This window comes from Reichenbachiella sp., assembly GCF_039969095.1.
GTDB lineage: Bacteria > Bacteroidota > Bacteroidia > Cytophagales > Cyclobacteriaceae > Reichenbachiella.
This window is the reverse complement of sequence record NZ_JBDVOL010000008.1, coordinates 438,900-463,315: the sequence shown is the minus strand read 5'-3', so window position 1 is coordinate 463,315 and position 24,416 is coordinate 438,900. Positions and strand designations below refer to the sequence as shown.

Below are 24,416 nucleotides of genomic sequence, written 5' to 3'. Positions count from 1 at the left end.
AAAATGAACAATTTCAAAAGAAATATTCCATATAATGAATTACCATTATTGCCTCCGAAGTGCAACTTAGAGACTACTAATATTTTAAGGAAAACAATTAAAGCAAGTAGAGCTTTAGCAAATCTTAATGGTGCGATAATAAACTTACCTAATCCTCGATTATTTCTTGACACGATTCATTTTCAAGAAGCAAAAGCGAGTTCTGAAATTGAAAATATTATTACAACAAATGATGAACTATATAAGTCTGTTGTTGCATCTAAAAAATTTGATAATCCTGCATCTAAAGAAGTAATAAGCTATAAAAATGCCCTATGGCATGGGCTAAAACAATTAGAATCAAAACCATTCATTACAACTAATCTTTGTATTGATATAATGCAAAAAATAAAAGAAAACACATCAAGTATAAGAACAACACTAGGAACTACGCTCTCTAATGTAAATGGGGATGTAATTTATACACCTCCATCAGGCGAAGAAATCATTCGAAATAAATTATCAAATCTTGAAGGATTCATAAATGAAGATAATTCCCTTGATCCTTTAATTAAGATGGCTTTAATGCACTATCAATTTGAAGCAATACACCCTTTCTCTGATGGAAATGGTCGAACTGGACGCATATTACTTCTGCTATACCTTAAAATGGAAAAATTATTAGATATTCCAGCTCTATATTTAAGCGAATATATCATTCAGAATAAATCAGAATACTACAAACGACTAAGACAAGTAACCGAAGAAGAGGAATGGGAAAGTTGGATTTTATATATGCTGGATATGATAGAAAGCACAGCAAAAAATGGACTGACTAGGTTAAGAAAGATAATAGAATTAATGAAAATAATGTCCGAAGAGATTAAAACAGAACTTCCAAAAGAATATTCTAAAGACCTAATTGAAATCATTTTTAAGTTACCATATACTAAGAGACAAAATCTAATAGATGCAAAACTCGGAAATCCTAAAACGGCTGGAAATTATTTAATGGCACTTGAAGAAAAAAAATATTTGAAATCCGTTAAAGTTGGAAAAGAAAAACTGTATTTGAATTATAGGTTGATGGAAATACTAGAAAAGGAATAACACGAAAACATAACAAGCTGTATAAATCATTGCAATTCAGTAGTTATCGTGGCTTTAACGTTCATAGGATTGGCTATGTAGCAAACTGAAATTTTATATCTTTGAAAAAGCCATGATTCATACAGAGTCGTTGTAAGTCATAACCATGATTGACAATAATTAAAAGACCTACAACTTGATGTACACCTTTTTGCCAGTATGAAAGAATCAATAAAAAACTAGTTTAATGCTTTTTCGAGTTTCTTTGGTCGTTCTATTTTCGTTGGTATTTTTCTCCTGCGAGTCTTCAGATTCTGAAGTTTCTAAAAAGTGGATGGAGATGCAGTTTGAAGAATTCATAGCTAAAATAGAGAAAGAAGATTCTGCCCAGCAGATCGTGGAGGCTTACATGGACACCCTGGGTCAGGTGCCAATAGTAGAAGACACGGTCGCCTATTTTTTGTATTATGGAAATGGGACTAGTATTCAAGTGAGTGGGGATTTTAGTGGCTGGAGGCCAAGTGGCAATTGTGGGTTGCACTCAGGAGCCTTTCAAGCCAATAATTTTGAAACGAACAAAACAGTCATGGATGGTGTGAAAAAGGATATTAAAGTAGTCAGTATCTGGGGTAGCTATGAAGGAGGCTCACTTTTGAATAACATGCATCAACTAAAGGATTATCTCCTAGAGAAAGATTATGAATTATATTGGAAGGAACTTCCTGAAGGCCATAGTTGGGGACTTTGGCGCGCCACTCAAGACGATATCCTTACCTACTTTTTTCCATTTGAAAATTGATGTTTAATGGACAAATCCATTCAAATCATATCTATCCCCAATTTACTTATCTCTTTTATACCTGTCCTAGTTGTATTTTATGTGTTGTGGAAGTGGAAACAAGGGGTGAAGACATCGATCTGGGCAATAGCCCGTATGGTTATTCAGTTGATATTGGTGGGTTATGTTCTCACCTATATATTTGAATCTGATAATGCGTGGATTGTGATGGGCGTGCTTTCCATCATGCTTTTCTCATCGAGTTGGATTGCGCTACGAACGCTCAGCGACAAGAGAAGCGAATTGATAGTGAAAGCCCTTGTTGCCATAGTTGTAGGCGGAGTGGCAGTTTTGATATTGATATCGCAAGGGGTTTTGATGCTAGATCCGTGGTATATGCCGCAGTATTTGATCCCTCTGGCCGGTATGATTTTCGCCAACGCTATGAATAGTGTAAGTCTCGCTGGAGAGCGGTTGACTTCAGAACTGACTCAAGGCGTCGCATATACGGATGCCCGAAATACGGCTTTGAGGGCTGCATTGATACCAATCACTAATTCTTTGTTTGCCGTAGGATTAGTTTCACTTCCTGGTATGATGACCGGTCAGATATTGTCTGGTGTTTCGCCTCTTATAGCCGTACGCTATCAGATTATGGTGATGTGTATGGCTTTTGGATCAGCAGGACTTTCGGTGGCTCTATTTCTGGTACTCGTTAAGAATAATTTTAGTGAAAATGCCACGTAGGTAATTAGGTATGCTTGCCGATTATAATGCTATTCGACTTATCATTGCAAAATGTTTCAGCTATTTCAAACTACAGTAATCCAATCTGCCATCTATTTCACCAATGGCTGGTTAGTCTATAACATGGCATCCAAATACATGTCAGACCATGACCAATCTGCACTATTTCTTTGGGTGGGCATTCCTGCTATTGGTTTGGTAAATTATTTATTGGCTAAAATCATGCACCTGGATGATCCCAAAATGGGGAAACATTTTACACACAGTGCTATTCTCATACTACTAATCTGGCTTCCTTTACTTTATTTTCTTCCATCCTATTTATAATTTGAAGCAATAAATTTTGCCTTTGAGTAGGGTATAGTTGGTTTTGACCTTTCTACGAACAGAGAAAAGTTTATAATAAAATAAAATACCAACAGTATGTCTACGACAAAATCAAACCCTTCGGTTGAATCATTAATTACAGAATCAGCTGATTTAGCAAATTCAAAGATTGAGAAAAGTGATGATCGATTTTATATTACTTTGACCAGCCTGGCCCTTATAGGCTTAGTTACTTTATTGGTTTTGGCGCTGAATTAGAGCATGTAGACTGAACCTATTTTATCTCTTTTGATTTGGTACTATTTACGAAAAGTACATCACCGATGGAATCATAACCCTGGAAAATTTCTTCTCCCAGTTGTTTGATGGCTTCGGATCGAAAACCTAAAATAGTAAGGTCTGCATCTTTCGAATGTTCATTGATGATTTGTCGATTATCCACATCGATCGTCCTTTCAATAATTCGAACATTATTGGCTGAAATAGGTAGTCTACCTGTTTTGATTAGATCGAGGAGTTCTTCTTTTTGTTGTTCGAGTTCTTCATCATTTACGATAGCCGAAATTTTAATTTCGGCTTTTTTCCATTGCGGATGCCCCAGTATCACAAATCCCAGTAGGATCATCAGGTTAGCATTGTTGAAATCGGAAGGCATGATCCATATATGAATCTCAGCCTTAGATTCTAATCCACGATCACTACTGGCCAAAATACAAGCATCAAATCCAGAAGCACGGACCATGGCATAATTGTCCATGATGTCTTTCAAATCTTCTGGATTATTTTTTGAATACTCGAACAGCATCATATTGATGTCTTTTCCAGACACACTAGGAAGTTGCAAAGCTTGAGCTATGGCTGTAGTGTATGATGGCGATACCAATGTGTCGACATAAACATTACTTTCTGATATGTCTGCCACTCTTATGAGGCGTGCTAGTTCTTCTTTTGATTCCAGATTGGTTTCATTAGAATAGTAACCCTTGATGTAATGCAAATAAGTACCGAATCCATAACGATGTGATATCCAGCTCATCATTTCAAAAGCAGTTGGTCGCTCAAATGAGGAACCCGAAATGCAGATGACTGAGGGACGCCAGTTATCATCGTCTTTGTCTGCCTTTTGGATAAATACTTGAATCTGGCGAATCAACTGAAAGATAACGCCTTGAAATATATTGGCCATTCCGGCTTTTTCTTCATTGAACTTGGTCAAACCAAAATAGATCAAAACCATAATGGTAATGGACGCAATGGCATAGGCAGCATCCATTTTGAATATCAGAAAGAGGCACATGATAGCGCCTAATAAAGAGATGTACCACTTCGACCGAAAGGCAGGTCGATAAGACGGATCTGCAGCAAAATGCTGAAAAAAGGAAATGGTACAAATGGCGCCGTAGGTGACCATAAAGAACATGGAAATCACTTTGGCCACTGTATCTATGCTACCCATACTCACAAAAAACAGTGCTAGCCCGACTGTGATAACCGTGGCATTTACTGGTTCGTTTGTATTAGCTTTTCCTTTGGACAAAAAGCTGTTGATGCCGGCAGTTGGAAATATGTCGTCTGCGGCTAAGGCTTGTAGAGTTCTGGGTGCAACCATGATAGATCCCAAAGCAGAAGAAATAGTCGCAGCAGCAAGGCCTATAGGAATGATGGGTCCCCACAGCGCAATTCTTGACATGATGAGTTGGTCATTGACCAAATCTTCAGGACTGGCATTTACAGCCAATTTGTACCCAATAAAAACATAGATGACCATGCCTATTAGTGTAGCTGAGAGTGTTCCCCACGGGATAGATTTTTTGGGATCTTTTAAATCTCCTGACAATCCGACGCCAGCTGTCATTCCTGTGAAGGCGGGAAAAATGATAGCGAATACAATAAAAAATTCTTGTCTATCAGTCACACGAGCCATGATATCGAACTTCTCCAAACTAGCGTTGTAGTCTGTGCTGCCTAGAAAGAAAAAGGTCAATGAGACAAAAAGTGTTGCCACTACAATGTAGAGCGCCTTCATACCAAGGTCTGCTCCTTTGGTGAGCATCAAAATACTGAGCAAAAGCACCGCGGGAATTGTGATCCATCTTTTATCATGGATACCTAGATGGTAGACCTCGTTGACCCAGGTAATGGCTGGATCGAAAGCCTCTCCGAAGGCAATCACATAGAATGCCACACTAATAGCCTGAGACAAATAAAGGGCTATGCCGATGGAGGCACCAATATTGATTCCAAATGACCGAGAAATGATGTAATACTCACCGCCACCTTCTACTTTTTGGTTGGTGGCAATTTCGGCTATTGACATGGCCGTAGGGATAGTCACCATATGACCGATGATCACAATAGCTACAGTTCCCAAAAAGCCTACGCTTCCCACTGCAAATCCAAAACGGAGGAACATCACTGCTCCGAGAATGGTGGATATAGCGGTTAAGAAAACCGGCAATGTGCCAAAATTAGCCTTTTTGGATAGGAGGTCATTCATGCTTTATTTCTTCAAAGAGACAATGTTGAGTTGGTTGCCATTACTGCAATATAGATCATATTGCCCTTTGCTTTCTTGAAATAGTACGGCCAATTCATGACTTACCACCAGTGGTGATTTATGTAGCAGCCTTCCATCTTGATTATAGATATACCCTTCGTTTTTTTGTTGGTTGATGATAATGATCAATTGATTGTCTACACCAAAGTAGTAGTATTGATAGATCAACGATTTGGAGTTTATTTCTATCTGAAATTGCTCCACAAGTGCTTCATTGTAAATAAAGAGTTTGTTATCATTTTTCTTAATTACAATAAATTCTTTTTCGGTACCAGAATTAACCAGTGAGAATATATCCTGGTCATTTTCTCGAACAAGTTGTCTTCTGTCAGTCACTACACCAGCTAAATTGAAAGATACCAGCTCCCCCAAATCTGTCAAAGCGCTTATTTCGGTATTGGCTGGTTTACTGCCTTTACTTATGAAATAATCTTGAGAGATAGTTCCTTTCAAGTCTATCGGGAATCCATCTCTGGTTTCTCCTCTTCTGTTTAGGTTTTGGAAAATGCCATTTTTTTGAACGAGTAGCATATAGTCGTTTTTCTGTACTCTTACGTGCCGTCCTAGTGTGGCCGGACTACTACTCATTTTTTTTGGGTCCCAGCCGTCTAGTAGTTTGCCTGCCTTGTTATATAAGTAATAGTTTCCTTTGCTGTCGGCTACCATGATTCGATAGTTTCTCGATTTATCATAGTCTATTAACGAGAGTTCACTTATCTGCTGACCAGATTTCAGTTTGAACGGATAGCCTGGAATATAAGTGCCGTTTCTGTCAATCATGTGTACGCTTTGGTCCAAGGCAAACAAGTACTGCAGTTTCCCATTTTTGTAATAATCAACCTGATAAATCTTACTTTTCAATTTTCCTTTCAAAGGAATCTGAAGGGCTGGTTTGAGATTAACATCCAATAAATGAAGGGTAAAAGCTTCATCTTGAACTATCATTTCTAATGTGCGATCATTGTGGTTGCGTACAGCAAACGGTTTTGAAATCAAATTGTTGGCAAAGCCTTGCTGCTTTTGTATTTCAAATGACTGAGGCTGAATCTGTTTGATTAATTCCCCAGGATGCTGTAGAAGCAAACTCGTATAATATTCTCCATCCACATGCGTAAACTGAATGGCCGCATATTCGATTTGAGAAAGAATGGTTTTGTTGACTTCTAAGTATTTCGCCCAGTTGTCATTCAAAACTTTACCTACCTGATTCAATGCACCGTTGGACTTGACAAACATGCTGAAATTAGCGTCCTCATGAGTAGATTCTAAAAAAGCATTGGTACGTACAGAGCGCCTCCATGTATTTTCATTGTCTATATCGTCGATTAGAATTTCCAACACTTGCTGGCTGTTGCCAAAATAAACGTAACTGCCATCTATGAAATAATAGGAGGATGGAAAACCGCTGTACATCGACCCAAATAGTCTGGACGGAATCTCGTCTATATTGATATGTCTGATTTGCCTTTCGGCATAATTTTCTAGGTATAGCGTGGAATCAGTATTGGCTTTTTGGGCTAATGATTCAAAAAATTGAGTAGCCAACTCCTGACTTTTATGCTCAATGCAAAAGATGAGATCTGAATTGAATGATCGACTGGATTCTAAAACGAAATAACCTACTTCGTCTGACATGAACTCATAGAAATCCCGAATATTGAAATCGAATCGATTTTCCAGTTCCCCAATTTGTGTAAGTTGAGCAGGCTCATGTTTTCTCCAATAGTTTTTTAAGCCAATATGCCATTGGCTCACATCTTCCACCGAGGCGTGCAAAACATAAGAAGTATTGGCGGGCACGATATTCTTCATATCAAACCCTACGCCTCGAATGCCATCGAAAGCACTCAAATAATTGATTTTGGAAGTATCGTTGACAGCAAAACCTGACAAATGGATTTTGTCATTCTCAAAATTCAAATCCATATACATCAAATGGGTCAACCATTTTAATGGCGTGGTATCGATTTGAACTGGGTTGGCAAAAATTCCAGCTAGTTTATTAAGATAATTTGTGTTGATATAGCATCGACCAGCTCCAGAATTTCCCTGGGCTACTTGAGCTACTCGCAGCTCAGTTTCCTGATAGGTATTCACTTTACTATCAGTTATCATTCGGATGGCATCTTCTACTAAAAAAGGTGAAAAACTGGCGATCAGAAAATTCTTATGGAAAATATAAGTCAGTGTAGTTTTTTCCTTTTTAAATTCTGTGATGAGATAGTCCTGATAGTTTCTATTACTAGGTTCAAATTTGAGGCTGTCTTTGAGATATTGCTGTACATCGCTCAATAGGCTATGTTGCTGGAGTTCTTGGACTTCTAATATGTAAAGAGCGGCTAGCGATTCATTTGTATTTTGATGAAAGGAGATGAGTAAATGCCCTTGATCTACTACTTTGGAAAATTGAAAGTTGGTGACTGAATCTAAGCGATTGATGACCTGCTGGATGGAGTCCAATTCAGGCAGTGACTTAAGGTTTTTGACTATTTTTCGTTTGTCATCAGTACGCCAAAGATAGGTGAAGTCATTAGGCTCGAAAACAAGGATCGAGTTGTCTGGTACAAACGACCAAATAGTGATTCTGCTTTGTTTCCAGAGGTGAAAACCACCCCATCCAGCAGCTGCTAGAAGGGCTCCAATTAAGATGACAATGAGTGCTTTTTTCAATCTTGCGCTTTTGTTGCAAATTATGGAGCAGAGTAATAGAAAGCAAGAAGATTCCCTGTCATTTCTAACAAGCCGCTCGGTGGAGCGGTGACGTGAGAAATCTTAGGATGATAAGGCAGCAAATTGTTAGGTTAGACAACTTCTACGTCGAGGTGACAAATTGAAGATTGTTGTCTTGAAAATATCTAAAAATGGCACAAGATTATAAGAATCTACCTGCGGCTCCCCTCGTACAATTCATACTCCAACAATCGACACTCAATACGAGCGTTCATGAATTCTGTACGAGTTTTAGTTCGAAGTCCAATGGATTTGGCCAGATTAGAATTACCTGTAAAAATATAGCCCATTTTGCCCCCACAGGATTGTTTGAAAAAGTCACCGATGTCTTTATAAACGGACTTGAGCATAGACTCTTCACCTAGTCGTTCACCATATTCTGGATTGAGCATCACGATGCCTGGGCCAGAAGGAACAAATGTCTTTTCGAATGGCACCTTATCAAAGTCAATCATTTTTTCGACACCAGCGGTTCGTGCGTTGGCTCGCGCTGCTTCTATGGCGTCTCCATTCCAGTCTGTGGCAATGATGCTAGACTTGATTCGGTCTTTGTATTCGGCTTTCGCCAGGGTTTCTTTCCATAGAGATGGGTCATATCCATCAATGTGCATAAAACCAAAATTGTCACGATGCAATCCTGGAGGAATGCCTGCTGCCATTAAAGCTGCTTCAATGGCTAAGGTTCCACTTCCACACATCGGATTGATGAAGGCACCTTTTTTGTCGTTCCATCCCGCGGAGATCAGACAGGCTGATGCTAAAGACTCCAGCATGGGTGCTTTAAAAGGCAATTTTCTATAACCATGCTTGGTGATCGTTTCACCAGAAGTGTCAAAATACACATGTACCTTGTTCAGATGCCAGAACATATAAATGACAGTCTGATCCTTTTCATTGCCAGAGTCTGGTCGAGTGCCTGTTTCTTCTTGCATGCGGTCTACGATAGCATCTTTGAGCTTCAGGTTGGCAAAACGGCCATCTCGTATAAAGTCATTTTTTACATAGGATTGCACCGATATTTTGGTGCCTTCAGGAAGAAGCTTGTGCCAAGGGATTTTTTTGGCTTCTTCATACATTTTATCTGGGTGATTAGCCTCAAAGGACTTAATTAACCAAAGTACCCGTGAAGCAGTTCGAAGATTCAGGTTGAGGTGCATCACTTCTTTCCAGCCACCTTCTAAAGTAATTCCACTTTTTTCAGCTCTCAGAATTCGATACCCTAAGTCCTGCACTTCTTTTTTGAGAAATGGCGAAAGTGAGGGCTGGCAGTTGATGACTAATTTGGATTGACGCAAGGTGATGGAGTTTAAAGTTTAAAGTAAAAAGTTGAAAGTCTGTTTCAGTATCAAAGTTTAGCTTTTGACTTTGCAAACTTTCAACTTTAGACTAATTATTTCTCTGCAAAGTATTTATAGAACCACGTGATGGTTTCAATGCCCTTCATGTAATTGAAAACACCATAACTTTCGTTTGGCGAATGAATAGCATCTTCGTCAAGACCAAATCCGAGCATCACAGAATCCAATCCAAGTACATCTTGAAACAAGGCTACAATTGGAATACTTCCACCATCTCTCATTGGAATAGGCTCCTTACCCCAGGCTTGGACGAAAGCTTTACTTGCTGCTCTGAATCCATCCGAGTCTGTTGGGATTACTGCTGCCTCTCCTCCATGATGAGGCGTTACTTTTACCTTCACATGCGAAGGAGCAATACTTTCTATGTGATTTTTCACCAATGCTGTGATCTCATCACTGTTTTGATTAGGTACCAATCGAGTTGAGATTTTGGCGTAAGCCTTAGATGGTAATACTGTTTTAGCACCTTCTCCAATATATCCACCCCAGATACCATTGACATCCAGCGTTGGTCGGATACCAATTCTTTCTAAAGTAGTAAATCCATCTTCGCCTTTCACATCGGCAATGTCCAATTCTTTTTTGTATTCTTCTAAATCGAATGGGGCTTTGGCCATCGCTTCTCTTTCGGCAGTGGTAAGCTCTAATACTTTGTCATAGAATCCTGGAATGGTAATGTGTCCTTGGTCATCGATCAGGCTAGAAATCATATCACAAAGTGTGTTGATAGGATTTCCCACGGCCCCACCGTACATGCCAGAGTGTAAGTCTCTGTTTGGCCCAACTACTTCTACTTCTAAGTAGCTCAAGCCTCTGAGTCCTACAGTCATGGATGGGCAATCGTTGCTGATGATACCAGTGTCTGAAATTACGATCACGTCGGCTTTTAATTTTTCCTTATTGGCTTTTACAAATTCTCCAAGATTTTCAGAACCCACTTCCTCTTCACCTTCGATCATGAATTTGACGTTACATGGCAACTCGTCATTAGCCATCATGGCCTCAAATGCCTTCACGTGCATATACATCTGACCTTTGTCATCACAAGCACCACGAGCATAGATTTTGTCGTTTTTGATCACAGGCTCAAACGGTGGAGAATCCCAAAGTTCGTAAGGATCTGCTGGCTGTACATCATAATGTCCATAAACTAGTACAGTTGGGAGGCTGGCATCAACCATCTTTTCTGCATAAACGACTGGGTGTCCTTTGGTTTCGCAGATTTCTGCTTTGTCCACTCCAGCGGATTCGAATTTTTCTTTGATAAACTCAGCCGCTTTACGCACGTCCCCATCAAATTTTGAGTCGGCACTTACAGAAGGTATTCTGAGTAAGTCAAAAAGCTCGTCAAGGAATCTTTGTTTGTTGTTAGATATATATTCTATTGCTTTCATATTCGGGAGTTAAAAGTTGTATAGTATAAAGTTCTTAAAGTTGAAAGTAAAAAGTTAAAGGGTTTTGATGAGTCCACTTAACGGCTTTGATATTTCTAGAAATTCTATTTATTTTTTTATAAAAAATATTTCATTTCAGTTTGTAGTTTCCGTGCCTCTGCATTTGCCACCTCGGCAAAATCTTCTCCCGAAGAAGCGTAGATAATCCCTCTGGTAGAGTTGATCAACAATCCACACTGATTATTCATTCCGTTTTTGCAAACGGCTGCTAAGTCTCCACCTTGAGCGCCTACACCTGGGACTAAAAGGAAATGATCAGGAATGATTTTTCTGATGTCTTGGAGATACTCAGGTCGAGTGGCACCTACCACGTACATCATGTTTTGGTCAGACCCCCACCGTGAGGAAGTCTCCATCACGTGTTGGTAAAGTGGTTTGCCATCTGCTTCTAAGAATTGGAAATCTTTTCCGCCTTCATTAGAAGTTACGCCTAATAGGATGACCCATTTGTCTTTAAATTCAAGAAAGGGTTTTACAGAATCTGAGCCCATATAAGGAGCTACTGTCACAGAATCAAAATTCATGTTTTCGAAAAAAGCTCTTGCATATAAAGACGAAGTATTTCCAATATCTCCACGTTTGGCATCTGCAATAGTAAAAATATCTTTAGGAATATATTCGATTGTTTTTTCAAGAGATGACCATCCCGCTGCACCTAGCGCTTCATAAAATGCGATATTAGGCTTATAGGCTATAGCAAATTCTTTAGTAGCATCAATGATCTGCTTGTTGAATTCGAAAATCGGATCTTCGGCATCCATAAGGTGACTTGGAATTTTTTTGATATCTGTATCCAAACCCACACAGAGGAAAGATTGTTTCTGTTGGATCTGATCGAATAGCGCCTCTTTTGTCATGTCGCAAAAATAGGTTAAAGCATAGAATTAACCGTTTGAAGCGTCTGGAGATTTAAATAAATCCAATAATGTGCTAGATGTAGTTTTTAAGAGAAATATAATCAACGTCGTTTTAAACAGATTTTCTGTAAAAGAGCAATTTTAGCTGTTACCGAGAGCTCCCTCCTCAAGCCGGAGTGGCTCCTTCTTTTCCGATGAAAAGTAAGCAAAAATCTTGGCTGTAATTCATTTTTTAACGCTTCTTAAAGTTCAAAATCAGGAAACAAAATAAACTCGTCTAGCTCTATTCATCTAAACAATTTTACTTATTCAAGGACTCAAACAACCTTTTGATTCTCATCTGATTTTGAACTTTAATAAACTAAAATGAATAAATGCCATTAATAAGGAATGATACCCCTGATTTCCGCCTTTGTTGGTCTTGTGACCAACAAACCTACTACAGCTATTCTAACTCACACCACCACCCCAACTTTATAGAGTGATCCTCTATTATTCAATGAATCTCAGAATCGAACATGATAGGTTATTTCGTTTCAAATAAAAATCCATAATTTTGACTTAATGGATTCTATTCTCATTAGTCCCAAAACTGAAAAGGAGCTTAAGTACATACTTGAGCTGTTGCATTCTCTGGAAATTGAGGCCAAAGAAATCAGCGAAAAAGATCGTGATGATTTTGAGCTGGCTCAATTGCTAAAGAATGTGGATGCATCTGGAATAGTGAGAGAAGAAACTAAAGCAATAAAGCTGACAGAGAATCAAAGAAAGTTACTAGAGCTAAGTGAAGCCGAAATGGCTGGCAAAACCGTAGTACCAGAAAAAGCTATCCAAGTAGAAGAAGACGAATGGCTAAGCAAGTAATTTGGACAAATACGGCTCGAGAAGAAAGACAGAATATTTTGGAAAAATATTTCAAAAGGGATGGTCATAAAAATGAATGCAAAAAATTAGCTTTCCTTATAAGGTCCAACGTCAAATTTCTTTCTAATTATAATTTTGCTGGTATCGAATCGAGTTATACGGGCATGAGAGAAACTACCTGTGGTAGTTGCACGCTCTTTTACAAAATCCGTTCTTCTTCTCTGACTATTACGGGTATATTTGAGAACAAGTCAAAGAAATAATCAACAGGGATGAGACTCATCAAACATCCCGTACTGTGCAATTATTATGTGACCTATCGCTGCAATGCCAAGTGTGGTTTTTGCGATATATGGGAAAAACCCTCTCCCTACGTGACATTAGATCATGTCAAGGAAAACTTATTGGCACTGAAAAAACTCGGTGTCAAAGTGATAGACTTTACTGGAGGAGAGCCTCTGCTTCATCAGCAAATTGATCAGTTTTTTGCTTTGGCAAAGGATCTTGGCTTCATTACCACGCTCACCACAAATGCCATGCTTTATCCTAAATTTGCTGAAAGACTAAAAGGCCAGGTGGATATGCTTCACTTTAGCTTGGATACGGCCGAAAAAGAAAAACATGACACCATGCGTGGCGTGGCTTGTTTTGATTTTGTGATGGAGTCGATTCAGCTGGCGAAGTCTCTCGGCGAACGACCTGATATTTTATTTACCGTTTTCGAAGAAAACAAGAAGGACATTCAGGCTGTATATGAAAAAATCTGTCTGCCTAATGATTTGGTTTTGATTCTCAACCCTGCCTTTGAATACAATCAGGTAGGAGACAGCTTATCATCGGAGACGCTGGACCAACTCGAACAATGGGGCAAAAAGAAGAACGTATTTCTTAATCAAGCTTTTATTGAGTTAAGAAGGGATGGGGGAAATCATGTCGAAGATCCAGTTTGCAAGGCAGCCAGTACTACTTTGGTAATTAGCCCTGAAAATAAACTGATATTACCGTGTTATCATTTAGGCGAAAGATCGTTCCAAATTGACGGTAACTTGGACTCTCTTTATACTTCTAAAGAAGTCCAAGATCAAATCGGCACAGAAGGGAGGCTACCTGCTTGCGAAGGCTGCACGATCAACTGCTATATGCAGCCGTCCTTTTCCGTTGAAACCAGCAAATACTTCTGGAAGTCATTGCCAAGTATGATAAAGTATAATCGAGTGAAGGGAACATGGAAGCAGATGTTGCTTAGTTCAAATACTTAGACCATTTCCTCAATGTTTTATATATTTTCAATTGGAAAATCATATCCGAAATCTGAGTTTGATCCTCCGACGTTTGTGACCCCTGCCAATTGAGCATGAATATGTATTTCCAGTCATTAGAAGGATCATATCCAAGTCCAATACCAGTTCTAAATTTATTTTTATTGAATTCTACTTTCTTATTGGGGTTATGGAAAACTTCAGCGTAAAAAGAAATAAACCAGAACCTCCCGCGCTCATTCAGTTTAAAAGTATAATCGCCAAATATTTTATATCTGCCTATAAGGTCTACCGTATGGGACCAGTCGCTTACTTTGTATGATATTCTTTCTTCTAACCTTAATAAATGATAAAAATTGAGTGGACCAAAGGAAGGCCAATCTATTCTCACCCCTTGCCTCGGTGTGATTAGCAAATGATCCTCGTTTAACCTTGACCAATCATAAGCAACACTCATACTTATTTGAAAACTGAGGATATCACTATACTGATATTTGATTGCAGGTCTCATAAAGAGTTGAGCCCAACTGTTTTCATCTACGATTTTCCTAAATCCAAAATCTCCGATGTAATGCCATTTTTCCCCAAGTACAAGATGTGGATACATATCCAACCAAATCTGTTGAGTGACCTCACCATCCACATCTTCTTCAGATTGAGCAAAAGCCAAGGTTTTTGAAGTCAGTAAAAACAGAAGGAAAACGAAGAAATTGAGATAGGTTTTTATAGTCATTGAATTATCGCACTTTTTACGCGTATCGCAATTGGAAAGGCACAAGCCATTTGCAGCTTAAATCTAATGTGCATAATGTTTGTTATTGCAGCATTTGATAATTCAATTTATTGTTTTTCGCTAATCTTCCAACCCAACCACGCCATTGGTAGATAGGCTAAAACAAGATCCATCACATTGAACCACATAGGGCTAGAAAAATCTATAACCATAGAAATTCCTCCATATAAAAACCATACACCGATAGCCAGAGCAAACTTGAGTTGATGATTGACTGCAATTTTGGCTGTGGTAAAAGCACCAATTAGTGTTCCCAAAGCATGCGCCAAAAATGGCCCAACAAAGTGCTTGGCTTCAAACATAGGCATGAAAGTCTTTAGACTTTCCATGTCCATAGGGTTCATTCCTGCTGGTGGTGGGACGAGCAAGTGACCAAGCAAAATCAAACTGATGTTGACTATACTGCCAGCAATAATTCCTGCAACAAGTGCGAGTATATTTTTAAGTATTGGGTTCATGATCTTCCAATTTAAGGTTCTACAAGATACGGATTTTTACCTTGTGGTTTGTCCGTCGTATTCTTTGGTGAATACAGAATCGATCGGTTCCCAGAGCTCTATCTTATGTCCTTCAGGGTCCATGATCCAGGCAAATTTGCCATATTCATATTCTTCCATTTTGCCTACAATTTCAACACCTTCATCCTTAAGAACTTTTAGTAATTCAACTAGGTTTTCCACACGATAGTTGATCATAAACTCGTTTTTGGATGGCGCATAATAATCCGTATCTGCGCCCATCGGGCTCCATTGTAGATAGCCGATTTTCTCTGGATCATTTCCTTGTCGGAATTCGAATAATGAGCCATATTGATTCGTGACCAGACCTAAATGTTTGCCATACCATTCTCTTGCTTTTTGTGGGTCTTTGCTTTTATAAAAGATACCACCAACTCCTGTTACTCTTTTCATGATTTTTGATTTTGGTTTAATCAAATATAGCTCTGGAAGCTATTTTCTGGTTCACCCGAAAGTATGATTTCAACAGAATTGAATATAAAGTCTTTTTTTCCTCAAAAAAATGAGATTTGGACGCATTTAAATGCAGAAGCCACAGGGATTATTTACTATTTATTCTTTTATATTTGTGCCTGAAAATTGGAGACGGAAAATTTAATTAAAGAAAGATGTCCTTTATCATATTTACATCAATAGTCGCATTTACGCTCGTAATTCTTCTATTGGTATTTATCCTACTTTTTGCACAGTCTAAATTGGTTCAATCAGGTGATGTAAACCTCATTATCAATGGAGATACTTCAAATCCAGTGGTGGCAGCTGCAGGTTCCACTTTGTTGACAACATTAAGTGCACAAAAAATATTCTTACCTTCTGCCTGTGGTGGAGGTGGTACTTGTGCCATGTGCAAGTGTACCGTAACTGACGGCGGTGGAGATGTGCTGCCTACTGAAGTAGGTCATTTGAGCAGAACTGAGCAAAAGGAGCATGTTCGATTGGCTTGCCAGGTCAAAGTGAAGCAAGACATGGACATCGAAATTCCTGAAGAAATTTTCGGGATCAAGAAATGGGAATGCGAAGTTATATCTAATTACAACGTTGCTACATTCATCAAAGCATTTATCGTGAGACTTCCAGAAGGTGAAAACCTTGATTTTGAAGCGGGTGGATATATCCAGATCGATGTGCCTAAGGTAGAGGTTGATTTTAAAGACATTGATATTGCTCCAGACCCTAAAGATCCAGCTGGGCCAGACAAATTCAAGGAAGATTGGGATAAATTCGGTCTTTGGGATTTGAAAATGAAAAATGATGAGGAGATCTTTAGAGCTTACTCTATGGCCAACCACCCTGCGGAAGGAAACATTGTGATGTTGACTATTCGTATTGCTACTCCACCTTGGGATAGAGCAAAGAACGCTTGGATGGATGTAAATCCTGGTATTTGTTCTTCTTATGTATTCTCTAGAAAGCCAGGTGATAAAGTAACTATCTCCGGACCTTACGGTGAATTCTTCATCAAAGAGACTCAATCAGAAATGATATATGTCGGTGGAGGAGCTGGTATGGCGCCAATGAGGTCTCACCTTTTCCACCTTTTCCACACGTTGAAAACGGGTAGAAAGGTAACTTACTGGTACGGTGGTAGATCTAAAAGAGAATTATTCTACGAAGAAGATTTCAGACAAATCGAAAAGGAGTTCCCTAACTTCCAATTTGAGATTGTACTTTCAGAGCCTCTACCAGAGGATAACTGGACGGAGAAAAAATCTATAGATGATAAAGATGGCGACGGGTTCTTAGGATTTGTTCATGATGCAGTAATCAATCACCAATTGAAAGCACATGAAGCACCAGAGGACATTGAATTCTATTTCTGTGGACCTCCAATGATGAACCAGGCTGTTCTGAAAATGTGTGATGATTGGGGTGTACCTGATGAAAATGTATCATTTGATGATTTCGGTGGATAATTCTAAAACAGAATCAAAAGAAAATAAACAAAAAACCCTGTCGGTCTCGTCAGGGTTTTTTTGTGTCGTGTCCGAAATGAACATTTGCCTTGCTGTCAAATAGTTGTATAATAAATCGCAAATGTTCATGAAGGATTTATGTAGTTTTGACAGAGACATCACCTTAACAATGCCTGAAGCATGGACTTGAAACTCTATTTCGATCCCGTAGATCAAAGCCTTTCAAATCGTAGATTTTCTACAGACTCTTTTATTCAATCTGTTTATCTCAATGAGGATAAAATGCCTGGATTGGAGCTGATGGATGTCGCCATCATTGGACTATTGGAAACGAAGGGTAGCACCTCACTCAATTCCACTGGGGTTAAACTGATTCGGGAAAAATTATACGGTCTTAAAAAAGGGGAAGGCTCGTGCAATGTGGTTGATTTGGGGAATCTGAGAAACGGCCCTGATTTGGATGAAACCTATAAGCGTATCCAGTCCGTTTGTCATTACCTCATGGCTCAGGAAATTTTGCCTATCCTAATCGGCGGTTCACATGATTTGGATCTGGGTCAATATTTGGCTTATCAGGAAGAGGATAAAATGGTGAGTATTTTGAATGTTGATTCTCGTTTTGATCTGAATGATAAAACGGAATCAGATCCGAATGAAAATCATATTCATCGCATTTTCACTCATGAGCCGAATTATTTATTCAACTACAGCCAACTCGCTCATCAATCTTATTTGGTGAATGCCTCAGCAACTAAAGTGCTTCAGCAGCTTAGTTTTAATCCTATACGTTTGGGTGCTTTGAGAGATGATATCAAAAGAATGGAGCCTTTGATTCGAGAGGCTGACATGTTGAGTTTTGACCTTTCTGCCATACAATCCATTTATTGCCCTGGTGGGAATCAGAGCGAGATTTTTGGACTGACTGGAGAAGAAGCTTGCCAAATCATGTGGTATGCAGGTATGAATGACAAACTGAGTTCGGTGGGTATTTATGAATACAATCCTGAAAAGGAAACAGCTGAGAATCCAACCGCTATGGTAATCGCAACGATGTTATGGTATTTTATAGAAGGATTTAAAAATCGAAAAGGAGAGAAAGGATTCCAGACCAATGACTATATGAAATATGTCGTAGCTATGGATGCTGAACCCGAGTCTATCGTTTTTTATAAAAGCAGACTGTCCGACAAGTGGTGGATGGAAGTTCCCAATGCCACACACATTGGGATTTATGATCGACACTATATAGTACCATGCGATTTTTCGGATTACGAGTTGGCTACCAAAGGAGAAGTGCCCGAGCGTTGGATCAATACGTATTCTAAAATGACTTAATCAGGCATGATCAACCAGAGAATACCATAAACCAGCATACCGGGAAATCCTACAGAACATATGGAGAGTACAACGTAGGCTATTCTAACCAGTGTTGGGTCTAAATCAAAATAGTTGGCAATACCTCCACATACGCCGGCAAGCATTCGGTCTGATGATCTTGTAAGTCGTCTAGTCATAATCTTGGTGTTTGATTAGTAATTTAAAATCTAAAGATGTACTTAGGAATTAATTTAGGTACTATTTGAGCAGGCTAAGCAGTTTCAAGTGTATTTTTCCCGAGTTATCGTATGCAGGAGATTGTTGTTCGATTGATTCTTGCTCTTGAAGATCAGATTCAGAATCAAAACCTACTGCATTGGATTGAAACCCAATGACGATTGCTACCAATACACCTAATAAGATTAGGAGCACTTTTGCGTATCTGCCATTCAATTTCTTCATTACAGTAAGTTTAAATTCTTTGAGTAAAATTTGAGTTTTTGACCTTGCTCAATTTTTTGCAATACCTGTGCCAAAAAATGTAACTTACTGTATTTGAGTTATTTATACCGGAATAGCCTTTTCTGTCAATGAAATTGTGTATCGAATACGGACACACCTTGGTGTGTTTATGATCGGTTTGATTTGCTTTCAATTAATTCGTAAGCCTCTTCCATTGTACTTACTTCGTAGGCCTGATAACCTACCTCGCCACTGGTTCTATTCAATTGTATTTTAGTAATTGGGTTATGTGTCACTCTAATGACTAAGCTCACGCCATTGTTAAGTACATGGGCTTGAGCTCGCTTGATTTCGGCAGCTCCAGCTGGGGAAGCTGGCTTCATTTTAGAGATGTCATTAATGATAGAATACCCTTTAGTTAATTTGTTGGACTCAGATATGCATAAATCTACACCGGTTTTTAGTTGGTCATCGGTCAGAAAACCTTCCAAGTGAAGAATTAAAATATTTTGATCCGTATCCGCTTTTATATCTATCACAAATTAAAAGAGTTTAGCAGTTTGGAAGGGAGGATGTTTTTATTGAAAAAACATCCTCCCTTTTCTTTATTGTTTGCCTGCAGCAGTCAAGACAGCATCCCAAACACGGAATACATTCTTGTAGCAGATTTTTTCTATATCCTCTTCACTGTATCCTCTTTCGAGTAATTCTTCTATAAGTTTTGGATAATCAGCCGCTGTTTTTAATCTTGTCGGCAATGAATTTCCAACTCCATCAAAATCTGATCCTAGTCCTACATAGTCCACACCTACAAGGTTGACTACATGATCTATGTGATCTGCTGCATCTTTGACATCCGCGAAGAAGTCATGGTCTTCCATCCATTGATTTTCATAAATAGTCCATTCTGCATCTGAGGCATCAGGATTTTGCATTTTGAATTCTTTTTTTACTGTTTTGAGTGTGTCATATTTTTTAAGTGACTTGTCCAATAGGAAAGTTGAACCAAAATTGATTTGAATGACCCCTTTTTTAGAAGCCAAAAGTTTTATCATATCGTCGCTCATATTTCTTTCAAATCCAGGAGTGAATTTTCTTACAGAAGAGTGTGAAGCGATACAAGGCACCTCAGTCATTGCCATCACTTGGTAGAAGGTGCTATCCGAGACATGCGCTATATCAACCATGATACCTTGAGCATTCATCTCTTTCACCACTTCTCTTCCGAATGGGCTCAGACCATTCCATTTTCTTGTCGGATCATAAGAAGAGTCGCAAATCAAATTATTTTTAGAGTGGGTTAATGTCACGTATCTAATGCCTCTGTCATAGAAATATTTTACGTTTTCTATTTTGTCCTCTATCCCAGATCCATTTTCCATACCCATAGGTAGTGAGACTAAACCTTTTTCGAAGTTATGAATGGCTTCGCTCGGACTGCCAGCTAATGCGAAATGGTCGGGGTATGTAGAAGTAATTTGCTCAACCATGGTAATTAGCGAATCAGCTAGTAGCTTAGAAGCCCCAGGCGTTTTTTGCAATGAAGCAGGTAAATAGATCGACATGAAAGGTACGTCCAATCCGCCTTGCTTTGATTTGGCAAAATCAAAATTGCCATCTATCTCACCAGACAAATCTGGAATTTCACCTTTGGCCATGTATCCTTCTTCGGCCAATTTGTAAGGCAAATCAATATGTCCATCGGTAATGATGAATTTTTTAGCCAACGTTTCTGCCTGAGTTTTGACATCAGGTGCAACTTCTGGAGCTGCAGCCTCTTTGGGTTTGTTGCAACTGTATAGGAATATTGAGGAGAGGGTGGTAGCAATCAGTAATTTTCTCATGTTATGTTATTTAAAAACCAAGCTGGAAATTAGATAATTATTCAGAGTTAAGAAAATATTATTGTTCAGTGGCGAATCAATCCAATGATCGGTTAGCCCAATTCTGACAATTCCAGCCACCGTAATTCTAATTCATCTAATTGCTCCACAATTTGCTCTACTTCTGTGGACCACTCTGTCAATTGCACGTGGTCGGTTTCGCCGGAGTTGAGTAGGTTGGCAAGCTCTTCTTTTCTAGCTTCGAGCTTGGGCATTTCTTTTTCAATGGACTCAAACTCCTGCTTTTCTTTGTAGGTAAGTTTTCTTTTGTCTTCTGTTTTTTCTTTTGTCTCAACCTTAGCTGATGTAGGAGTGGGCTTGAGAGAAGGTTTTGGTTTGGGTGGTTCCAGACGATAATCCGTGTAGTTGCCATGAAAATCACTAATGGCTGTACTTTCATCTAGAACAAATAAATGATCAACTAATTTGTCCATAAAGTACCTGTCGTGGGATACGATAAGCAAGCAACCACCAAAATTCTGGAGATAATCTTCCAGGATATTGAGCGTTACGATATCCAAATCATTGGTAGGCTCATCAAGAATCAGAAAATTTGGATTGGCCATCAATACCTTTAGCAACTGTAGTCTTCTTTTCTCTCCACCACTCAATTTCGAAATATGTGAATACTGGGATTTGGGTGGAAATAAAAACTGATTGAGCAATTGAGATGCTGTCACTGTACTGCCATCTTCAAGCGTAATCACTTCTGCAATATCCTGGATGGCCTCAATGACCGTTTTTCCGCCATCTTCTTGTATCGTATCTTGGGTATAGTACCCGAAAGAAGTATTGAGTCCTTTATCTATGGTGCCAGAATCTGGTTCAAGCACACCAGTAAGTACATTCAAGAAAGTAGACTTTCCCGTGCCATTTTTTCCTACTACACCCACTTTTTCACCTCGGGTGAAAATATGAGAGAACCCAGCGAAAATGGCTTTATCTCCAAATGACTTTGAAACCTTGTCCAATTCAAGAATTTTCTTGCCTTGACGTTTGCCACTGATTTTGATCTCCATTTCGGATTTGCGAAGATCTACATTGGCCTTTTCTTTGGTTTCGTAGAAGGCGTCTATTCTATACTTGGCTTTGGTGCCGCGGGCTTTAGGTTGCCGACGCATCCACTCCAATTCTTTAGAAAGGAGATTTTTAGCTTTGTCTTTCGCTAGTTGTTGCCATTCTTCGCGCTCAGATTTCTTCTCTAGAAAGTCACTATAGTTGCCATTGTATTTGAATATCTGGCCTTGATCGATTTCTAAGATTTGGTTACAAACTTTATCCAAAAAGTAACGGTCGTGAGTCACCATAAGTATGGCAAGATTTTGAGAAGAAAGATATTCTTCCATCCATTCTATGATATCGAGATCCAGATGGTTGGTTGGCTCATCAAGTATAAGAAAATCAGGCTCGTCTAATAAGGCTTTGGCTAAAGCAATTCTCTTTTGTTGACCGCCAGACATGTCTTTGATAGATTGGTTGAGGTCATTGATGCCGAGCTTGCCTAATACCTCTTTCAATCTGTGTTCGTAGTCCCAGGCGTTTAGACTATCAATCTTTTCAATGAGGTCTTGCATTTTTTCCTGATCCTTTTCAGATGGATCAGGTTTTTCAATAAGCTTCCAATACGCGCTCAATACTTTTGCCTCTGGATGGTCGCCACCTGTTATTGAATCCAATACCGTACTAAACCCACTCAAATCGGGTGCTTGATCTAGAATGGAAACTTTCAAATCTCTTGCAAAAGAAACGACACCTTCATCTGGATTCATTTGCTTGGCGACGATGTTGAGAAGAGTGGATTTCCCACATCCATTTACACCCACAAGCGCTACTTTTTGACCTTGTTCTATCCCGAAGGTGATGTTTTCAAAAAGTTGTTTGTCATTAAAACTCTTAGTGAGTCTTTCTACAGAAAGTGCAATTGGAGGCATGCGGAATTAATTTTTCCGCAAAGCTAATCGAATACTTTTAGCAATTAGCGATTTCTTTTAAAGGCTGCTTCTGCAGCTTTTCTAATTTCTTCAGCTGCTGAGCTTAGATGAGCTTTGATCTCATCCCATTTACCTTCATTTTTATCCTTAAAAGATTGAAACTCATCGTCAAGTTTTACCTTTTTCTTTTTCAGTTCTTTAATCTTTTCCTCAACGTCATCTCGGATATCATCTTTAGCGTCTTTGGCTTCAATAATTAAATCATCTATTCTTTTGCCTAGCTCCTTTAATATTTTTTCGACTTGTCCTTGATGTTCTTTACTCATGGTAATTATTGTTTTTATTAAAATTAACTATTAATACTCAATTTTCAGTCTTGAGTTTTGGATGATGCGCACTTAATTTTTATCTAAAATTGCATATCTTTTTAAATTAGTCAAATTGCTATACCATGACCACACCTTATATCGTCGGGATTACAGGCGGAAGTGCATCAGGAAAAACATTATTGCTCAACGAGCTTAAAAAATCTTTTAAGGAAGATGAGTTGTGCATTGTGTCGCAAGACAACTATTATCGACCGAGAGAAGAACAGCCAAGGGATAAACGAGGCATTCAAAATTTTGACAAGCCAGAGTCAATCGACCAGAAAGCTTTTGCTGAAGATGTAGCCAGATTGAAAAGAGGTGAAACCGTGACTCGACAAGAATATACGTTCAACAACCCGAAAATCACTCCTAAGATGTTGACCTTTAAACCTTCGGCGATCATCGTGGTGGAAGGCATTTTTGTGTTTTATCTCAAAGAAGTCATGGAACAATTGGACTTGAAAGTATTTGTTGATGCCAAAGACTTTTTGATGCTCAAGCGTCGAATACTTAGGGATGCCAAGGAGCGAGGCTACGATTTGGACGATGTACTTTATCGTTTTGACAAACATGTGATGCCAACTTATAAGAAATATATAAAGCCCTATAAGCAGGACGCAGATATCATCATCCCAAATAACAATGACTCTTTGAAAAATGGTCTAGGTGTATTGACAGGTTATTTGAAGGGGAAAATTTAAGCTGCCCTAATGTACAAGTTGATATAAATCACATTTTTGTCTGATTTGTGGCTTGAATGAGCGTTTGGTTCTGAACTAAATTGATATTCAAACAAAAGCCATCATCAGATGAAAAAACGGGAAAATGTAGCGACAATAATGACCAAGGATGTCTTAACTGTCGGAATCAATCAATCTTTACGAGAAGTAAACGAAATTTTTGCCAAAAACCATATTAGACACCTTCCTGTAGTTTCTGGTCGTGATTTGGTTGGGATTATCAGCCAAACGGATATCCTTCGAATCAGCTTTGGAAATACTTTTGGAGAAGGACAGGAAGGTGCAGATGAAGCCATATTTGATATGTTGTCTATCAATCAGGTGATGAAACAAAATCCAATGGTGATTGGAAAGGATCAAACGATTAGAGAAGCTGCACAGATTTTTACTGAGCAGGAATTTCATGCTTTACCTGTATTAAGTGGACACAGTGTTGTCGGTATTGTGACGACCACAGATATTATCAAGTATTTTCTTGAGGCATAAAAAAAA

26 protein-coding genes are annotated in these 24,416 nt (G+C 38.8%); 12 read left to right on the top strand and 14 right to left on the bottom strand.

Annotated elements, in window-relative coordinates:
• Positions 1 to 3: 3 nt before the first annotated feature.
• The 5 genes from ABJH98_RS03350 to ABJH98_RS03330 all read left to right on the top strand — a co-directional run bounded on the left by ABJH98_RS03350 (position 4) and on the right by ABJH98_RS03330 (position 3,178).
• Positions 4 to 1,089, top strand: coding sequence for a Fic/DOC family N-terminal domain-containing protein (locus tag ABJH98_RS03350; protein WP_348306211.1), 1,086 nt, complete (start codon positions 4 to 6; stop codon positions 1,087 to 1,089).
• A 226-nt stretch (positions 1,090 to 1,315) separates the two neighbouring features.
• Positions 1,316 to 1,867, top strand: a complete 552-nt coding sequence (locus ABJH98_RS03345; RefSeq protein ID WP_348306210.1) for a hypothetical protein — start codon at positions 1,316 to 1,318, stop codon at positions 1,865 to 1,867.
• 6 nt (positions 1,868 to 1,873) lie between these two features.
• On the top strand, positions 1,874 to 2,593 hold the full coding sequence (locus tag ABJH98_RS03340; RefSeq protein WP_348306209.1) for an ABC transporter permease: 720 nt from the start codon (positions 1,874 to 1,876) through the stop codon (positions 2,591 to 2,593).
• A gap of 51 nt (positions 2,594 to 2,644) precedes the next feature.
• Entirely contained in the window at positions 2,645 to 2,920 is a 276-nt protein-coding gene (locus ABJH98_RS03335; RefSeq protein ID WP_348306208.1) for a hypothetical protein, read from the top strand.
• A gap of 96 nt (positions 2,921 to 3,016) precedes the next feature.
• Positions 3,017 to 3,178 (top strand): hypothetical protein, encoded by a 162-nt coding sequence (locus ABJH98_RS03330; RefSeq protein WP_348306207.1) that lies wholly within the window; start codon positions 3,017 to 3,019, stop codon positions 3,176 to 3,178.
• 16 nt (positions 3,179 to 3,194) lie between these two features.
• On the opposite strand, the gene ABJH98_RS03325 is transcribed toward ABJH98_RS03330, so the two are convergent.
• The 5 genes from ABJH98_RS03325 to pyrF all read right to left on the bottom strand — a co-directional run bounded on the left by ABJH98_RS03325 (position 3,195) and on the right by pyrF (position 11,876).
• Positions 3,195 to 5,417: an amino acid permease gene (locus ABJH98_RS03325; RefSeq protein ID WP_348306206.1), complete on the bottom strand. Its 2,223-nt coding sequence runs from the start codon at positions 5,415 to 5,417 to the stop codon at positions 3,195 to 3,197.
• Positions 5,418 to 5,420: 3 nt separating this feature from the next.
• On the bottom strand, positions 5,421 to 8,147 hold the full coding sequence (locus ABJH98_RS03320; RefSeq protein ID WP_348306205.1) for a hypothetical protein: 2,727 nt from the start codon (positions 8,145 to 8,147) through the stop codon (positions 5,421 to 5,423).
• 212 nt (positions 8,148 to 8,359) lie between these two features.
• Positions 8,360 to 9,502, bottom strand: a complete 1,143-nt coding sequence (locus ABJH98_RS03315) for a class I SAM-dependent RNA methyltransferase (RefSeq protein WP_348306204.1) — start codon at positions 9,500 to 9,502, stop codon at positions 8,360 to 8,362.
• A 95-nt stretch (positions 9,503 to 9,597) separates the two neighbouring features.
• Positions 9,598 to 10,959: a dipeptidase gene (locus ABJH98_RS03310; RefSeq protein WP_348306203.1), complete on the bottom strand. Its 1,362-nt coding sequence runs from the start codon at positions 10,957 to 10,959 to the stop codon at positions 9,598 to 9,600.
• Positions 10,960 to 11,075: 116 nt separating this feature from the next.
• The gene (gene pyrF, locus ABJH98_RS03305) at positions 11,076 to 11,876 is read right to left on the bottom strand and encodes an orotidine-5'-phosphate decarboxylase (RefSeq protein ID WP_348306202.1); all 801 of its coding nucleotides are present in this window, start codon (positions 11,874 to 11,876) and stop codon (positions 11,076 to 11,078) included.
• Between the two features lie 564 nt (positions 11,877 to 12,440).
• Here pyrF and ABJH98_RS03300 point away from each other — a divergent pair.
• Genes ABJH98_RS03300 through ABJH98_RS03290 form a run of 3 tightly spaced genes read left to right on the top strand, consistent with a single transcriptional unit; the run spans position 12,441 to position 13,999 of the window.
• The gene (locus ABJH98_RS03300; RefSeq protein ID WP_348306201.1) at positions 12,441 to 12,740 is read left to right on the top strand and encodes a hypothetical protein; all 300 of its coding nucleotides are present in this window, start codon (positions 12,441 to 12,443) and stop codon (positions 12,738 to 12,740) included.
• The gene (locus ABJH98_RS03295) at positions 12,725 to 13,003 is read left to right on the top strand and encodes a hypothetical protein (RefSeq protein ID WP_348306200.1); all 279 of its coding nucleotides are present in this window, start codon (positions 12,725 to 12,727) and stop codon (positions 13,001 to 13,003) included. Before ABJH98_RS03300 ends, ABJH98_RS03295 begins: the two co-directional genes overlap by 16 nt.
• 9 nt (positions 13,004 to 13,012) lie before the next feature.
• Positions 13,013 to 13,999 (top strand): radical SAM protein, encoded by a 987-nt coding sequence (locus ABJH98_RS03290; RefSeq protein ID WP_348306199.1) that lies wholly within the window; start codon positions 13,013 to 13,015, stop codon positions 13,997 to 13,999.
• Here the strand turns inward: ABJH98_RS03290 and ABJH98_RS03285 are convergent.
• The 3 genes from ABJH98_RS03285 to ABJH98_RS03275 all read right to left on the bottom strand — a co-directional run bounded on the left by ABJH98_RS03285 (position 13,983) and on the right by ABJH98_RS03275 (position 15,703).
• A complete protein-coding gene (locus tag ABJH98_RS03285) occupies positions 13,983 to 14,732 on the bottom strand; it encodes a DUF2490 domain-containing protein (RefSeq protein WP_348306198.1) in 750 nt (249 codons plus the stop codon). The two genes, ABJH98_RS03290 and ABJH98_RS03285, sit on opposite strands and share 17 nt — an antisense overlap.
• A gap of 107 nt (positions 14,733 to 14,839) precedes the next feature.
• Positions 14,840 to 15,250: a hypothetical protein gene (locus ABJH98_RS03280; RefSeq protein ID WP_348306197.1), complete on the bottom strand. Its 411-nt coding sequence runs from the start codon at positions 15,248 to 15,250 to the stop codon at positions 14,840 to 14,842.
• Positions 15,251 to 15,286: 36 nt separating this feature from the next.
• Complete coding sequence (locus ABJH98_RS03275; protein ID WP_348306196.1) at positions 15,287 to 15,703, bottom strand: VOC family protein; 417 nt, start codon at positions 15,701 to 15,703, stop codon at positions 15,287 to 15,289.
• A 215-nt stretch (positions 15,704 to 15,918) separates the two neighbouring features.
• On the opposite strand from ABJH98_RS03275, the gene nqrF reads away from it, so the two are divergent.
• Both nqrF and ABJH98_RS03265 read left to right on the top strand, forming a co-directional pair.
• Positions 15,919 to 17,223 (top strand): NADH:ubiquinone reductase (Na(+)-transporting) subunit F, encoded by a 1,305-nt coding sequence (gene nqrF / locus ABJH98_RS03270; RefSeq protein ID WP_348306195.1) that lies wholly within the window; start codon positions 15,919 to 15,921, stop codon positions 17,221 to 17,223.
• A 180-nt stretch (positions 17,224 to 17,403) separates the two neighbouring features.
• Positions 17,404 to 18,558: a formimidoylglutamase gene (locus ABJH98_RS03265; protein ID WP_348306194.1), complete on the top strand. Its 1,155-nt coding sequence runs from the start codon at positions 17,404 to 17,406 to the stop codon at positions 18,556 to 18,558.
• Here the strand turns inward: ABJH98_RS03265 and ABJH98_RS03260 are convergent.
• The 6 genes from ABJH98_RS03260 to ABJH98_RS03235 all read right to left on the bottom strand — a co-directional run bounded on the left by ABJH98_RS03260 (position 18,555) and on the right by ABJH98_RS03235 (position 23,142).
• The gene (locus ABJH98_RS03260; protein WP_348306193.1) at positions 18,555 to 18,737 is read right to left on the bottom strand and encodes a PspC domain-containing protein; all 183 of its coding nucleotides are present in this window, start codon (positions 18,735 to 18,737) and stop codon (positions 18,555 to 18,557) included. The genes ABJH98_RS03265 and ABJH98_RS03260 overlap by 4 nt on opposite strands.
• Before the next feature lie 61 nt (positions 18,738 to 18,798).
• Positions 18,799 to 19,002: a hypothetical protein gene (locus ABJH98_RS03255; RefSeq protein ID WP_348306192.1), complete on the bottom strand. Its 204-nt coding sequence runs from the start codon at positions 19,000 to 19,002 to the stop codon at positions 18,799 to 18,801.
• Between the two features lie 167 nt (positions 19,003 to 19,169).
• A complete protein-coding gene (locus tag ABJH98_RS03250; RefSeq protein WP_348306191.1) occupies positions 19,170 to 19,541 on the bottom strand; it encodes a hypothetical protein in 372 nt (123 codons plus the stop codon).
• A gap of 66 nt (positions 19,542 to 19,607) precedes the next feature.
• Positions 19,608 to 20,846, bottom strand: a complete 1,239-nt coding sequence (locus ABJH98_RS03245) for a dipeptidase (protein ID WP_348306190.1) — start codon at positions 20,844 to 20,846, stop codon at positions 19,608 to 19,610.
• 92 nt (positions 20,847 to 20,938) lie between these two features.
• Positions 20,939 to 22,816 (bottom strand): ABC-F family ATP-binding cassette domain-containing protein, encoded by a 1,878-nt coding sequence (locus ABJH98_RS03240; RefSeq protein ID WP_348306189.1) that lies wholly within the window; start codon positions 22,814 to 22,816, stop codon positions 20,939 to 20,941.
• Between the two features lie 44 nt (positions 22,817 to 22,860).
• The gene (locus ABJH98_RS03235; RefSeq protein WP_348306188.1) at positions 22,861 to 23,142 is read right to left on the bottom strand and encodes a hypothetical protein; all 282 of its coding nucleotides are present in this window, start codon (positions 23,140 to 23,142) and stop codon (positions 22,861 to 22,863) included.
• A 125-nt stretch (positions 23,143 to 23,267) separates the two neighbouring features.
• On the opposite strand from ABJH98_RS03235, the gene ABJH98_RS03230 reads away from it, so the two are divergent.
• The gene (locus tag ABJH98_RS03230; protein WP_348306187.1) at positions 23,268 to 23,885 is read left to right on the top strand and encodes a uridine kinase; all 618 of its coding nucleotides are present in this window, start codon (positions 23,268 to 23,270) and stop codon (positions 23,883 to 23,885) included.
• Between the two features lie 108 nt (positions 23,886 to 23,993).
• Entirely contained in the window at positions 23,994 to 24,410 is a 417-nt protein-coding gene (locus tag ABJH98_RS03225) for a CBS domain-containing protein (RefSeq protein ID WP_348306186.1), read from the top strand.
• Positions 24,411 to 24,416: the final 6 nt, after the last annotated feature.

Excerpts from the sequence above, each read along its gene's own strand:
- ABJH98_RS03290 (WP_348306199.1), top strand. The coding sequence starts at position 13,013 with ATGAGACTCATCAAACATCCCGTACTGTGCAATTATTATGTGACCTAT.
- ABJH98_RS03285 (WP_348306198.1), bottom strand. The coding sequence starts at position 14,732 with ATGACTATAAAAACCTATCTCAATTTCTTCGTTTTCCTTCTGTTTTTA.
- ABJH98_RS03240 (WP_348306189.1), bottom strand. The coding sequence starts at position 22,816 with ATGCCTCCAATTGCACTTTCTGTAGAAAGACTCACTAAGAGTTTTAAT.
- nqrF (WP_348306195.1), top strand. The coding sequence starts at position 15,919 with ATGTCCTTTATCATATTTACATCAATAGTCGCATTTACGCTCGTAATT.
- ABJH98_RS03255 (WP_348306192.1), bottom strand. The coding sequence starts at position 19,002 with ATGAAGAAATTGAATGGCAGATACGCAAAAGTGCTCCTAATCTTATTA.
- ABJH98_RS03260 (WP_348306193.1), bottom strand. The coding sequence starts at position 18,737 with ATGACTAGACGACTTACAAGATCATCAGACCGAATGCTTGCCGGCGTA.
- ABJH98_RS03300 (WP_348306201.1), top strand. The coding sequence starts at position 12,441 with ATGGATTCTATTCTCATTAGTCCCAAAACTGAAAAGGAGCTTAAGTAC.
- ABJH98_RS03330 (WP_348306207.1), top strand. The coding sequence starts at position 3,017 with ATGTCTACGACAAAATCAAACCCTTCGGTTGAATCATTAATTACAGAA.
- ABJH98_RS03325 (WP_348306206.1), bottom strand. The coding sequence starts at position 5,417 with ATGAATGACCTCCTATCCAAAAAGGCTAATTTTGGCACATTGCCGGTT.
- ABJH98_RS03310 (WP_348306203.1), bottom strand. The coding sequence starts at position 10,959 with ATGAAAGCAATAGAATATATATCTAACAACAAACAAAGATTCCTTGAC.
- ABJH98_RS03295 (WP_348306200.1), top strand. The coding sequence starts at position 12,725 with ATGGCTAAGCAAGTAATTTGGACAAATACGGCTCGAGAAGAAAGACAG.
- ABJH98_RS03235 (WP_348306188.1), bottom strand. The coding sequence starts at position 23,142 with ATGAGTAAAGAACATCAAGGACAAGTCGAAAAAATATTAAAGGAGCTA.
- ABJH98_RS03340 (WP_348306209.1), top strand. The coding sequence starts at position 1,874 with ATGGACAAATCCATTCAAATCATATCTATCCCCAATTTACTTATCTCT.
- ABJH98_RS03350 (WP_348306211.1), top strand. The coding sequence starts at position 4 with ATGAACAATTTCAAAAGAAATATTCCATATAATGAATTACCATTATTG.
- ABJH98_RS03335 (WP_348306208.1), top strand. The coding sequence starts at position 2,645 with ATGTTTCAGCTATTTCAAACTACAGTAATCCAATCTGCCATCTATTTC.
- ABJH98_RS03345 (WP_348306210.1), top strand. The coding sequence starts at position 1,316 with ATGCTTTTTCGAGTTTCTTTGGTCGTTCTATTTTCGTTGGTATTTTTC.
- ABJH98_RS03280 (WP_348306197.1), bottom strand. The coding sequence starts at position 15,250 with ATGAACCCAATACTTAAAAATATACTCGCACTTGTTGCAGGAATTATT.
- ABJH98_RS03275 (WP_348306196.1), bottom strand. The coding sequence starts at position 15,703 with ATGAAAAGAGTAACAGGAGTTGGTGGTATCTTTTATAAAAGCAAAGAC.
- ABJH98_RS03230 (WP_348306187.1), top strand. The coding sequence starts at position 23,268 with ATGACCACACCTTATATCGTCGGGATTACAGGCGGAAGTGCATCAGGA.
- ABJH98_RS03245 (WP_348306190.1), bottom strand. The coding sequence starts at position 20,846 with ATGAGAAAATTACTGATTGCTACCACCCTCTCCTCAATATTCCTATAC.
- ABJH98_RS03265 (WP_348306194.1), top strand. The coding sequence starts at position 17,404 with ATGGACTTGAAACTCTATTTCGATCCCGTAGATCAAAGCCTTTCAAAT.
- pyrF (WP_348306202.1), bottom strand. The coding sequence starts at position 11,876 with ATGACAAAAGAGGCGCTATTCGATCAGATCCAACAGAAACAATCTTTC.
- ABJH98_RS03225 (WP_348306186.1), top strand. The coding sequence starts at position 23,994 with ATGAAAAAACGGGAAAATGTAGCGACAATAATGACCAAGGATGTCTTA.